Source organism: Streptococcus milleri (assembly GCF_900636525.1).
GTDB classification, from domain to species: Bacteria; Bacillota; Bacilli; order Lactobacillales; family Streptococcaceae; genus Streptococcus; species Streptococcus hominis.
This window is the reverse complement of the sequence record NZ_LR134288.1, coordinates 1,150,219-1,163,545: the sequence shown is the minus strand read 5'-3', so window position 1 is coordinate 1,163,545 and position 13,327 is coordinate 1,150,219. Positions and strand designations below refer to the sequence as shown.

Annotated in this window: 11 protein-coding genes and 3 pseudogenes; all 14 read left to right on the top strand. The window is 35.7% G+C overall.

The features are described 5' to 3' along the window. The first annotated feature begins 212 nt into the window (after positions 1-212). The 14 genes and pseudogenes from mobQ to EL087_RS05600 all read left to right on the top strand — a co-directional run bounded on the left by mobQ (position 213) and on the right by EL087_RS05600 (position 13,283). A complete protein-coding gene (mobQ, locus tag EL087_RS05665; protein WP_126407367.1) occupies positions 213-1,673 on the top strand; it encodes a MobQ family relaxase in 1,461 nt (486 codons plus the stop codon). A 61-nt stretch (positions 1,674-1,734) separates the two neighbouring features. Next, on the top strand, positions 1,735-2,154 hold the full coding sequence (locus tag EL087_RS05660) for a nuclear transport factor 2 family protein (RefSeq protein ID WP_126407365.1): 420 nt from the start codon (positions 1,735-1,737) through the stop codon (positions 2,152-2,154). A gap of 12 nt (positions 2,155-2,166) precedes the next feature. Continuing rightward, the gene (locus EL087_RS05655) at positions 2,167-2,784 is read left to right on the top strand and encodes an SAP domain-containing protein (RefSeq protein WP_126407363.1); all 618 of its coding nucleotides are present in this window, start codon (positions 2,167-2,169) and stop codon (positions 2,782-2,784) included. A gap of 144 nt (positions 2,785-2,928) precedes the next feature. Continuing rightward, positions 2,929-4,392 (top strand): annotated as a pseudogene (locus EL087_RS05650) (VirD4-like conjugal transfer protein, CD1115 family); the annotation flags it as partial. A 40-nt stretch (positions 4,393-4,432) separates the two neighbouring features. Then, positions 4,433-4,741 (top strand): hypothetical protein, encoded by a 309-nt coding sequence (locus EL087_RS05645; RefSeq protein ID WP_018543541.1) that lies wholly within the window; start codon positions 4,433-4,435, stop codon positions 4,739-4,741. Positions 4,742-4,942: 201 nt separating this feature from the next. Next, positions 4,943-5,254 (top strand): single-stranded DNA-binding protein, encoded by a 312-nt coding sequence (locus EL087_RS05635; RefSeq protein WP_126407361.1) that lies wholly within the window; start codon positions 4,943-4,945, stop codon positions 5,252-5,254. Between the two features lie 3 nt (positions 5,255-5,257). Next, complete coding sequence (locus EL087_RS05630) at positions 5,258-5,473, top strand: Maff2 family mobile element protein (RefSeq protein ID WP_126407359.1); 216 nt, start codon at positions 5,258-5,260, stop codon at positions 5,471-5,473. A 19-nt stretch (positions 5,474-5,492) separates the two neighbouring features. Beyond that, positions 5,493-6,356, top strand: coding sequence for a VirB6/TrbL-like conjugal transfer protein, CD1112 family (locus EL087_RS05625; RefSeq protein ID WP_126407357.1), 864 nt, complete (start codon positions 5,493-5,495; stop codon positions 6,354-6,356). A gap of 17 nt (positions 6,357-6,373) precedes the next feature. Then, positions 6,374-6,637, top strand: a complete 264-nt coding sequence (locus tag EL087_RS05620; RefSeq protein ID WP_126407355.1) for a conjugal transfer protein — start codon at positions 6,374-6,376, stop codon at positions 6,635-6,637. A gap of 3 nt (positions 6,638-6,640) precedes the next feature. Beyond that, entirely contained in the window at positions 6,641-7,030 is a 390-nt protein-coding gene (locus EL087_RS05615) for a PrgI family protein (protein ID WP_126407353.1), read from the top strand. Then, entirely contained in the window at positions 6,942-9,371 is a 2,430-nt protein-coding gene (locus tag EL087_RS05610) for a VirB4-like conjugal transfer ATPase, CD1110 family (protein WP_126407351.1), read from the top strand. Before EL087_RS05615 ends, EL087_RS05610 begins: the two co-directional genes overlap by 89 nt. Positions 9,372-9,375: 4 nt before the next feature. Continuing rightward, a pseudogene (locus EL087_RS05605) lies at positions 9,376-11,507 on the top strand (CHAP domain-containing protein). A 12-nt stretch (positions 11,508-11,519) separates the two neighbouring features. Beyond that, positions 11,520-11,756: pseudogene (locus EL087_RS09255) on the top strand (hypothetical protein); the annotation flags it as partial. Positions 11,757-11,759: 3 nt separating this feature from the next. Then, positions 11,760-13,283 (top strand): CD1107 family mobile element protein, encoded by a 1,524-nt coding sequence (locus tag EL087_RS05600; protein WP_232008268.1) that lies wholly within the window; start codon positions 11,760-11,762, stop codon positions 13,281-13,283. Positions 13,284-13,327 lie beyond the last annotated feature (44 nt).

Sequence of the window (13,327 nt, the reverse complement as noted above, 5' to 3'; positions counted from 1 at the left end):
CCCTAAAGGGTGCGTGCGTTCTCCGAAGGCTCTTGCAGAGGGCATATCAGCTAACGCTGATACAGGGGAGCTACACTCCCCTACAGAAATAAATTTCCTACCCCTTGTGTACTTCCCAAAAGAAATCTGATAAAAAGCTATCCGATTTTTTTAGGAAGTCTTATCTATCGCCACCATAACCATATCGAAAAATGGAAAGGAGGTTTTTTCTTATGGCGATATATCATCTTAGCATAAAGATTATTTCAAGAGGCAAGGGCAAAAGTGCAGTTGCAGCTTCTGCCTATCGAAGTGGCGAAAAGATAAAAAACGAGTATGACGGCATAGTCCATGACTTTACAAGAAAAGGCGGAATAGCTCATACAGAAATTCTTTTACCAGAAAATGCACCACAGGAATTTTTAGATAGAGGGACATTGTGGAACAGTGTTGAGAAAATAGAAAAGAGTAAAAATTCCCAACTTGCAAGAGAAATTGAAGTTGCATTGCCTAAAGAATTGGATAGAGAAAAACAAATAGAACTTATTAGAGAATATGTAAAAGAAAACTTTGTAAAAGTCGGTATGTGTGCCGATATTGTCTTACATGATAAAAATGATGGAAACCCACATTGTCATATCCTACTAACCATGCGACCACTAAACGAAGATAAGACATGGGGAGCAAAATCAAAAAAGGAATGTATCCTTGATGAAAACGGAGAAAAAGTAAAACTCAAAAATGGCAATTACAAAACAAGAAAGATAAATATAACCGATTGGAATGAGCAAGATAAAGCAGAAGAATGGCGAAAAGCATGGGCAGACATTACAAACAAATATCTTAAAGAAAACAGCATACAGGACAAAGTGGATCATCGCTCTTATCAAAGACAAGGCATAGAACAAATACCGACCATTCATTTAGGAGTGTCAGCAACCCAAATGGAGAAGAAAGGCATAGCCACAGACAGAGGAAATATCAATAGAGAAATCAAACATCAAAATATGATTTTAAGAGAAATCTCAAGAAGAATAAAAGCCTTGTTAAGTTGGATAAGAGGAATAGGAAAAGAAGAAAAAGTAGAAAATGAAAATATAAAGTCTACCCTCCCAACCAAAGAAAATCTGTTATCAGTTTTGGAAAATCTTATCCGTAAAAACGCAGATAAGAATAATGCAGACTTAGAGAAATATATTGAAAGTTATCAGCTACTCAAAGAGAAAAACATTACAAGTATCAATCAATTAAAAGATAGCATTACCGATTTACGAGATAAGAATTATAAGACCACAAGAGCCTTAAAAGATAGCGAGAAAAAGATTGATGATAGAATACAACTCATAGACCAATCAGAAAAATATTTGAAGAATAAAGACACCTACAAAGTCTATGCAAAATTAAAGAAAAGTAAACAGGAAGATTTTTATAGCGAGCATACGGCGGAGCTTATTTTATTTGAAAGTGCCAAGAAATATCTGAAAGAGCATTTAGGGGAAAGTAAGACCTTAGCCATCAGTAAATGGGAATCAGAAGTTGCCAATTTGAAGAAAGAGAAAAAGAGCTTATACAATCAAATATTAGGGATACGAGAAGAAGTAGAACAAGCAGAAAAAGTTAAGACCTGTATAGAGCAGTTACAGGAACAAAAAAAGCAACTATCACAGGTAAAGAGGAATGAGTTAGACCTATAAAATCAATCGGAAAAATGGTATAATTATAGATAGTTATTTGATTTTGGAGGAGCTTAAATTTATGAATGAAAGAGAGAAAATCATTCGTTTATGGTTTGATATGTGGCTTACACAACAAGACTTAGGGATAGATGAAATTTTTTCTGATGATGTAATTTATATTGAGAGTTGGTGTCCTAAGTATGAAAACCGTCAAACAGTAAAGCACTGGTTTAACGAGTGGAATACAAGAGGAATAGTGCTTGAATGGGATATAAAGCAATTTTTTCATAAGGATAATCAAACTATTGTAGAATGGCACTTCAAAAATAAAATGAATGAGGGGAAAGTTGAAGAATTCGACGGTATTTCTTTGATTGTTTGGACAGTCGATAATAAGATAAAAGCATTAAAAGAGTTTGGCTGTAATTGCAATAACTACAATCCTTATAAAGAGAGTGAAACACCCTTATTTAGAGATGAAAAAGCAAATTGGTTTTGAGGAGATAAAATATTGATAGAAAGTAGACCTAAGTTTGATAAAATTACATCGTTTGATGAATTTAGTAATTACTATTGGTATCGTGAAGAACTTTCACAGATATGCAAGTCATTAGGATTAGAATATAGAGGTATAAAACAAGAACTCAATTATATTATTGAGCAGTATTTTAAGGGTAATTTGATTAAAAAGTCATCAATAAAAAATGAAAAGAAAAAAATGGAAACTATTACCTTGGATATGCCATTACTTGAATGTGGGTTCTCCTTTAACACACAATTTAGAGAATATTTCTCAATTTTAACAGATGTTTCACCATTTAAATTTACTGCTGATATGGCTACTGCTTGGAGAAAAGTAAAAAGCGAAAATGATTTGAGTTTTACAATTCAAGATATGCTGAAAGTTTATTATGGAAAATCGGATTATGCCAAGTATGACAATTCGGTTTGTCAATGGAATCAATTTTTAAAGGATTTCTGCGCAGATGAAAATAGTTGCAACTATTCAAATAAATTAAAAGTAGCTTCCATTCTTTGGAAAGAAGTTAGAAATTCAAGAAATGAAAAAATTTATTCAAAGAATCTTTTGACTGAATATGCTTATAAAATAAAAGAGTATTGCAAGTAGGATATTTTCAGCTTGCTAAACTAACAATTTAATAAAAGCTAACACGAAAACAGTAAATCAAAAAAGGTTTACTGTTTTTCTTTCCCTAAAAGTTAAAATTCCGTATAGGACAAGCGTCCATAAATATAAAAAGGTACTTGACAAAACGCTTCCTGGGGAACTAAAAAAGATATAGAGCCATATATGGATGAAAAGTTTCAAAATAATATTTTGCTTACTCAAACTGAGCGATTAACAATGAATGGTAGACCATCTAATCCAAAGTATGCGAGAAATAAAAATGTGCTTGTTATCGGTGGTTCAGGAAGTGGAAAAACTCGATTTTATGTCAAACCTAACTTAATGCAGATGCACAGTAGCTATTGCGTAACCGATCCGAAAGGAACGATAGTCCTTGAGTGCGGCAAGATGCTTGAGGATAATGGCTATGAGATTAAAATCTTAAATACCATTAACTTCAAAAAGTCCATGAAATACAATCCTTTTGCATATATTCGTTCTGAGAAAGACATTCTGAAATTGGTGCAGACAATCATAGCAAATACGAAAGGAGAGGGCGAAAAAGCAGGTGAAGATTTTTGGGTCAAAGCTGAAAAGCTCTACTATACAGCCCTTATCGGCTACATCTTCTATGAAGCTCCAAGAGAAGAAAAGAACTTTGCAACACTACTTGATATGATAGACGCTTCAGAGGTAAGAGAAGATGATGAAACCTACATGAATCCGATTGATAGACTCTTTGAAGCATTGGAAAAGAAAGAACCGACACACTTTGCGGTGAAGCAATATAAAAAGTACAAATTGGCTGCTGGAAAAACGGCAAAATCTATTCTTATTAGCTGTGGTGCAAGGCTTGCTCCATTTGATATTAGGGAACTTAGGGACTTGATGAGTGAAGATGAACTTGAGCTTGATACACTCGGAGATAGAAAAACGGCACTCTTTGTTATTATCTCTGATACTGATGATACCTTTAACTTTGTAGTATCCATTATGTACTCACAACTTTTTAATCTCTTATGTGATAAGGCAGATGATGTATATGGCGGACGATTACCTGTCCATGTGAGATGCTTGCTTGATGAATTTGCAAACATCGGTTTAATACCTAAGTTTGAGAAGTTAATTGCAACAATTCGTTCAAGAGAGATTTCAGCAAGTATCATACTTCAAGCCCAATCTCAGCTAAAGGCAATCTATAAGGATAACGCTGATACAATCGTAGGTAACTGTGATAGTACCTTGTTTCTTGGTGGCAAGGAGAAAACTACGCTAAAAGAATTATCTGAAACACTGGGAAAAGAAACGATAGATTTATATAACACGTCGGAAACAAGGTCAAATCAAAAGAGCTTTGGACTTAATTACCAAAAGACTGGTAAGGAACTGATGAGTCAAGATGAGATTACTGTAATGGACGGTGGTAAATGTATCTTTCAGCTTAGAGGTGTCAGACCCTTTCTTTCAGATAAATACGATATTACAAAGCACAAGAATTATAAGCTACTTGAAGATTATGATAAGAAGAATGTGTTTAATATTGAGAGCTATATGAAGCGAAAAGGGAAAGCAAAATTAACATCAAATACAAGAATATTTAGGGTATAATATATGTATATATAAAGTAAAAAAGAGAGGAGGAAAGATATTGGTAGATTATTTATTTAATTCATCTGGAGAATGGATTTGCTTTAAAGTTAATAAATTTATTTGGGATACGAATGGAAATATAATTGGCTGGCTACCATGGGGGGATAATGATGTTGTTACTATGGAAGGCGATTATTTAGGAACTATTGTAGACAAAGATAGAATTTATTATTTTTCAAATCATCCATATAGAGGCTATCCGGGTTATCCAGGTTACCCGGGTTATCCGGGCTATCCAGGCTACCCAGGATTTGCTGGTTATAAGTCTTTGCCATCGGGTGCAAAAGATATAGTTATAAAAAAATAATATCATTAAGTTATTAAAAACTGAGAAAGCAGTAAGTCTAAAGAACATAGATTTGCTGCTTTTTTCATATCAAAATCAGGAGGCAAAATGATAAGGATAAGAAGTCCCACTTAAAGAAAACTAAATAGTAAGAGCATCAGCGATTGGAAAAGTAATAAGTCCAGTCGCTTTTTTTATTGAAATGAAAAAGGAGAAATTTTAATGAAGCAAGAAATGATTAACATCAATGCCAACTTATTGGCAGAACCGACTTTCTCAAACTTTGAAAAAGAGGGAGAGGCAGTTGAAGTTGTAAACTTTACGCTTGTAAAAAAGTACGGAAAAGGCAAGGAGTACATCAATTGTGCAGCCTATGGAGAAAAAGCGGAGAAAGCAAAAGCCTTTGAAAAAGGCGATTTGATCCATATCTTTGGCTACTTTAAGAAGCGTGAAAAAGAGGGGAAAACTTACAAAAACTTTGTAGTTAAGTCATACAACAAGATTGAGAAGAAAGAAGAAAATGAGGAGGAATAAATTATGGAATTTTTTTCACAGGCAGTCAATGTATTAAAGATTTTGGTTATGGCTGTAGGAGCAGGGCTTGGAGCATGGGGCGTTATCAACCTTATGGAAGGATATGGTAATGATAATCCCGGAGCGAAGTCGCAGGGAATCAAGCAGCTTATGGCGGGAGGAGGTATTGTCCTTATCGGACTTAAGCTGATTCCGCTTCTTGCCAATGTACTCAAGTAAGAAGGAAAGGAGAGCTTAGATGTTTGGAATATTCGACAAGATAGAAGAATTTTTTAAGGAACTTCTACTGGGCGGTATCCAAGCAAACTTAGAGTCCATGTTTCTTGACATCAACGATAAAGTTGGTGCAGTTGCAACAGATGTAGGAAAAACTCCTATGGGATGGAACGGAGATGTATTTGCCTTTATCAAGAGCATTAACGATTCGGTCATTATTCCCATAGCAGGACTAATCATCACAGCAGTCCTTTGTATTGAGCTTATTAATATGGTAATGCAAAAGAACAATATGCACGATACGGATACTTTTGAATTTTTCAAGTACATCATAAAAATGTGGATTGCCGTATGGTTAGTATCTCATGCCTTTGAATTTTCAATGGCGGTCTTTGATGTGGCACAACATATGGTAAATAAGGCGGCAGGGGTTATAAACACCTCTGCCACCGTTTCCGGAGATCAGATAGTGGCAATGATGGATACCTTAAAAGAAAAGGGACTTGGAGAGCTTGTCATGATTCTCTTTGAAACTTCCATCATCAAGGTTGCTATACAGGTAATCTCTGTTGTAATCATGCTTGTGGTTTACGGAAGAATGTTTGAGATTTATGTTTACTCATCGGTTTCAGCTATTCCATTTGCCACAATGGGAAACAAAGAATGGGGACAGATTGGAACAAATTACATCAAAGGACTATTTGCACTTGGATTACAAGGACTCTTTTTAATGGTTTGTCTTGGAATTTACGCAGTATTAGTTAAGACAATACAGATAACAGATATACACACAAGTACCATGACGATACTTGGGTATGCGGTTTTGCTGGGGTTAATGATGCTAAAGAGCGGGACACTGGCAAAAAGCGTATTAAATGCACACTAACAGAAAGGAAGGATAGAATGAACAAAAGAAAAACAGTATTTACAGCAGTAGTAATTGGGGCAGGCGTTATAGCGGTAATTGACAGAATCAGACTTTTAAACAAGGTCAATGACTTGGAAGAAAGAACACAGGACATCGGTCGCTGCCATAATGATTTTTGCTTAATGCAGGAACGATATAACAGAAGTACGAATGAACAGATAGGAAGCATTCAAGAAGAAATCGGCTCCATTTATGAGCATTTTGAGGAGCTGTCAAAGGAAAAAGAAGATGGGAGGTAAGCTATGGCGTATGTACCAATCCCTAAAGACTTAAAGAAGGTAAAGACAAAGGTAGCCTTTAATTTGACGAAAAGACAGATGATAGGCTTTACCTTTGCAGGACTTATCGGACTACCGGTCTATTTATTTATGCGAAAAGTAGTTCCAAATGATATAGCTGTCATATTTCTCATTGTATCAACGCTTCCCATATTTTTCATCACTCTCTTTGAAAAGGATGGTCTTAGCTTTGAGAAATACTTTAAGCACATTTATCTTCATAAGTTTTATCAACCGCAAAAGAGAGTGAGAAAGGAGGTTTACCTTGAAAGACAAAAGAAAAATACAAGAAATAAAGCTCATGCGAAACAAAAAAGTACTAAGAAGAGAAAAACAGGACTTAAGGCAAAATAATGGAAAAGTTAAAAATGAAAAGAGCGGACTGTTTGACCTTATCTTTAGGAAAGAGCCGAAACGCTATACGGTAGAAGATACTATTCCATATCTTAGACTCTTAAAAAGCGGGGTATGCCAGCTTGATGAAAAGCACTTTAGTAAAAGCATAGCCTTTCAGGATATTAACTATCAGCTCGCTTTGGATGAGGATCGAGACCTTATTTTCAATCAGTTTGCAAACTTTCTAAATTCCTTTGATCCGAGCATAGCGATTGAGTTTTCTTACATCAATCAGCTTGGTAGAAACGAGGAAATGAAATCGGCAATTCAAATACCGGATAAAAAAGACGGTTTTGACGATATACGACTTGAATTTCGAGAAATGCTTAAAAGCCAGATTGTAAAGGGGAATAACGGACTTAAAAAATCAAAGTATGTAACCTTTACAGTGGAAGCGGATAATTTAGAACAGGCTATTTCAAAACTTGAAAGACTGGAGATAGATATATTGTCGAGTCTTAAAAGCATGGGCGTAAGAGCGGAAAGCCTTAACGGAGAAGAAAGACTAAAGATACTCCACGATGTTTTAAATCCGAATAAGACCTTTGAATTTTCATATAAGGACTTAAAGAAAAGAGAAAGCACAAAGACATATATTGCTCCTGATGAATTTAACTTTACTCCATCAAGGTATTTTAAGTTTGGAAAGTTTATCGGAGCAGCAAGTCATTTTCAAATCCTTGCAAGTGAGCTTTCAGACCGTATGCTTGCCGAGTTTTTGGACATAGATGATAACATCAATATTTCCTTTCATATCAAGGCAATCGAGCAATCGGAAGCCATCAAGATGGTCAAAAGAAAAAACACCGATATTGACAAGATGAAGATTGAGGAAAACAAGAAGGCGGTGAGGTCAGGTTATGATATGGACATTCTTCCAAGTGATTTAATTACCTATGGAGAAGATGTAAAAAGTCTTTTAAAAGATTTACAGACAAGAGATGAGAGAATGTTTGTCGTAACCATCATCATTATGAACTTTGCAAAGACAATCCAAAAGCTGGATAATACCATTTCTCAAATCAGCTCCATTGCTAACAAGCATAACTGTAAGATAAAAAGACTTGATCATACGCAGGAACAGGGACTTATCAGTGTGCTGCCACTTGGTGTAAACAAGATTGAAATAGATAGAGGTCTGACAAGTTCATCTACGGCGGTCTTTATGCCATTTACCACAGAAGAGCTTTTCATTAATTCAAGTAACAGCCTTTACTACGGGCTAAATGCCTTAAGCCATAACCTGATTATGGCAGATAGAAAAAAGCTCAAGAACCCGAACGGTCTAATTCTCGGAACACCGGGTAGCGGTAAGTCATTTTCTGCAAAGCGTGAAATGGCAAATGCGATTCTTGTAACAGATGATGATGTGATTATCTGTGATCCAGAAGGAGAGTATGGAAACCTTGTAAGGCAGTTTAAGGGAGAAGTGATTAAGGTCAGCAGTAAGTCAAAAGACTACTTAAATCCCCTTGATATAAATATGAACTACGGGGATGGGGACGCACCGCTGAAAGATAAAGCAAACTTTATTATGTCTATGCTCGAACTTGTAGTTGGCGGTAGCGGTCTTACAGCAGAAGAAAAGTCGGTTATAGATAGGTGCCTTCCTAAAATCTATGAAAAGTATTTTGAAAATCCTACTCCTGACAATATGCCAATACTTCAAGACCTATACGATATGTTAAAGGGACAGGAAGAAAAGGTCGGTAAGAAGCTGGCAACGGAGATGGAAATCTATGTATCAGGCTCTCTTAATGTCTTTAACCATAGGTCAAATGTGGACTTAAATAAGAAGCTCCTGTGTTTTGATATTAAGGAGCTTGGAAGTCAATTAAAGAAAATAGGAATGCTTGTTATTCAGGATCAGGTGTGGAACAAGGTATCGCAAAACAGAGGGAATAAAGCCACAAGATACTATATCGACGAGTTTCACTTGCTCTTAAAAGATGAGCAGACAGCTTCGTATTCCGTAGAAATATGGAAAAGATTTCGTAAATGGGGCGGTATTCCAACAGGAATCACGCAAAATGTCAAAGACCTACTTATGAGTAAAGAGATAGAAAATATCTTTGATAATACGGACTTTGTTTTAATGCTTAATCAGGCTTCAGGTGATAGAGAAATTTTAGCAAGAAAACTTAAAATCTCACAGCCACAGCTAAAATATGTAACCAATTCCAATGCAGGAGAAGGACTTTTGTTCTTTGGAAACACCATTGTTCCTTTCCTTGATAAGTTCCCGAAAGACACAATTCTTTATCAGAAGATGACAACCAAGCCTGAAGAAGTGAGGTAGGCTTATGGGAAAGAAACTGCAAAAGGACTTTAAGGAAAGGCAAAGGGCAAGGATTGAAAAAGAAACACTGCAAAGTAATGGCAGCATAGAGCCTGAAGAAAGTAAGCTAAAGCATAATGATGATTACAGAGGGAAAATCGTCCATGACAAAGACCGATTTCAAGATAAGGTTCATGAAAAGGTCAGTAAGAGAAATGCAGAAACTGAACGAAACGGAAAAACTTCTAAAAGAAATGCAAGGTATAGAAGTTCTGAAACAGGAAGTATAAGTCAGGAAGAAATCGGAAAAACTGATTATGGTACTGAGGTTAAGGATGTTAAAATCTATGATCCTTTAGGAAAAGACCTTGATAATGATGGAATCATAGACAGATATGACAATGACTTTAGGGATAGCGACTATTTTGAGTCAACCTATGATGTAGAAGATAATCTTCATCATAATGCAGAAGATAGAAATAGCTTTTCAAAAAGCCAAAAGTCTCAAAAGAAAAATTATAAGAGAAAAAACTATTCCGATAAGCTCTATAGCAGAAAAAAGGACAAAGAAGCCAAAGATGAAAAGGTAGATAATAAAAAAAGCGGAAAAGAAGCCATTCTTGATAGAGAAAAGAAAAACAGGCTTTCTAAAGAACAGGAAACAATTTTCGAGAATAAGACTTCTAAAGTATCTGCTTTATCAGGCTTAGCAAAAGGAAGTGAAACCGTAAGAGATTATTTATCTCATGGAAGTGATGAAAATCAAGGGGTAGAGTCAGGAGAAAAGATAGCCGATACAAGCTCAAAGCTCATTCAGGGCATTAAGAACTACTCGGATAAGAAAAGAGCAAAAAAGGATATGACCTTACAAATAAGGACTATAAAATCAGAAAGCGAAAATCCAAATTAGAGTTTCGAGATGCCAAAGAAGAACTGAAAAAGACGGAGGCGTATCAAAAAGCAAATAACTTTAAGCGATTTCAAAAGCGAAAGCAGATGAAAGATTCCATTAAAAGGCAGAATAAGTCAAGGCTTAGAGATCGCATTAAGGAAGGGCTTATCGGCAGTCTTAAAAGTTCAAAGGAAGTTATATTAAGAAAAGCAAAGGGACTTATGATTATTTTCATAGGTCTTATTATTTTGGGAACTTTCTTAATTAACTTTGCAGGGACAGGAATGACGGGCTTTATGAACTCTACAAGTACGGTTCTTATAACAAGTTATTTATCAAAGCCTAATGTCCTAAGTGAAATCAATGAGAGTTTTTCAGGGATGAAAAAGGAGCTACAAAGCGAGGTTGATAATGTCAAAGAAAACTATCCCGGATATGACGAGTACATCCTAAATAACACAGAGTACATCGGTCATAATGTCCATGAGCTTTTATCCTACATTACATCAAGGTGTGGAGAAGTAAAAAATGTATCAGAAGTAAGCTCTATATTAGATGAGCTTTTTAAGTCCATGTATGACCTTGAGTATAAGGAAGAAATTGAAATTAGATACAGGACAGTTACAGAAACCTATACCGATGAAGATGGAAACGAATATACCGAAAGTCATGAAGAATCTTATGAGTACAAGAAGCTCATTGTAACCCTTCATAAAAGGGAAATGGACAGTATCATCAGAGAAGTCTTTGCAAACTATCCTGACAATTTGAAACACTATGAAGCCCTATTCCTTGCTCAAGGCAATATGGGAGAAGCCTTTGGCAATAGTGATTTGATTGCTTCAAATGGAGGTATCGGAGGTGGAAAAGAGTATGAGGCTTCTACGGAAGTTCAAAAAAAGATTGTAAATGCTGCATACATTACGCCATCTCCGGGTGCAGGCTGGTGTGCTATGTGGGTATCGCAGGTCTATCAAAATGCAGGACTTGGATACATTGGAGGAAATGCCTGTGATATGTACCGAAACTACACCTTTACATCAGATAAATCAAAACTCAAGGTAGGAATGCTTGTTGCGGTTGAAAGCAGTAGTAGCGGAAGTACAGCAGGACTCACCTATGGCCATGTAGGAATTTATATAGGCGATGGTAAGGTGATAGATAATATCGGTCGAATCAGAGTAACAACTTTAGATGATTGGATAGCAACTTTCTGTAAGCACCATCCCGTTGGCTTCGGCTTCCCGCCAAATGTAAATAAATAAGGAGGATTCAATTTGAAAAAAGAACTGACAGCAGTAAAAAACAGAATAAAAAAATTAAAAGATAAAAAGGCTCTGATTGATGAAGAATTGGAGCCTTTGTTCATTCGTGAAGAAGAACTTGAAAATGAATAAATTATTGCCATTTGCAGAAAGAACAACATTACAATCAGTGATTTGATGGCAAAAGTAAACAGAGAAAAAGCAGAAGTGAAAAAGGAGAACGGAAATGAAAAAAAGAAGAATAAAAAGGCTGTGGGAGTGGCTCTTGGAGCAGTGCTTTTGATTGTGGGAGTAGCAATCTCTTTATTTGCAGGTAGTAAGATTGTATTTGCACAGGGAAGTTTGCTTCCGACACTTGTAAATCCGATAGAAGTCGTTGCTCAAACGGAAGTAGAAGTTAATGTTAAATATATCTTTGAAGATGAAAAAGTCTTTAAGGAAGAAAAGATAAAGGCAGAGAAAGGACAGCTTCTTGATAGTGGAGATCTTCCAATGCTGCCTGATGATATGAAATTTATAGATGAATTTCTATTTTATGAGGTAAAGGGGGATGGGAAAGATGAAATTATCCGTAAAGTAGCAAAGGTTGAGGTTAAGGATAAGGAAACGCAAACAGAAAATGAAAGCTCAAAATCTGAGCAAGGCACCCAATCAAATGCTTCAAAGACAGAAAATAAGGGGACTCAAACAGAGCTTAGCAAAGATGATATTTCAAAAATGGAAAAGGAGTCTAAAGAACTTAAAGAAAAACTTGATAAGTTAAATCAGGAAATTAAAGACAAGGATAAATTAAGCGATAAGCAAAAAGAAAAAATCAAAGACCTTGAGGAAAAGATAGATAAGCTGAAGGAAAAACTTGAAAAGGGCAAAGACGATAAGGATTTATCGGCAGATGTGAAAAAGGAGATAGACAAGCTAACTGATAAGATTAAGGAACTTGAAAAAAAGGCTAATGAGGTCGGTAAAGCTCATGTTACGCATAATTCTCCTATAACACCAATTAGCCCTATCTCCGGGATTAAACAAGGAACAGGAAATGTATTACCACAAACATCTATAAATAGCAGTGGTAAAGGTTCTGCCACGCAGGAAAGTAAAGGAGCAAATACAAAAGATACAAATAGCGATAAACCAAAGGAGAAAGAAAAGGAAGTTCGTTATCCAAATAAGCTGACACCAAAGCAGCCTGCTAATAATGGTAGTCAGGATTCTTCGTTGGATGGTTCAAGTAAGAATGTAAATACCAATAAGGGGATTGCTTCAGCACCATCAAGGGCAAGAGGAACGGTTACGGAAAATAAGGATAATGCAAACAAAGATTATCCTATCCACCATAATGACAGTAAAGATAATAAAGAAATGGATAAATATTCCGCTGATGCAAGACAGTTTGTTACCTTTACAACTAAAAATGGTAAGACTTTTCATTTAATCATTAACCATGATGAGGATAGCGAGAATGTCATGCTCCTAACTGAAGTATCTGAAGATGATCTTTTAAATATGGTAGAAAAGAAAACACCGGAGAAAGAGATTGTTAAAGAAGAACCACAAAAAGAAGAAAGTAGCAATACAGGAACCTACTTAATTCTCATTCTTGTAGTAGCGGGAGCATTGGGAACAGGATATTATTTTAAAGTTATTAAGAAAAAAGAAGATAAGGAGCTTGAAGGCTTCGAGGAGGAAGATGAGGATTTCTTTTCAGAGACAGAAGAAAGCGAAAATGAAGCAGATGAAGCAGAAATAGAAGATAAAGAAGATGATGAGTTAGAGTAAACTTGCACCTAAAACTATATAATATTTGGTGCAAAACACAGGGC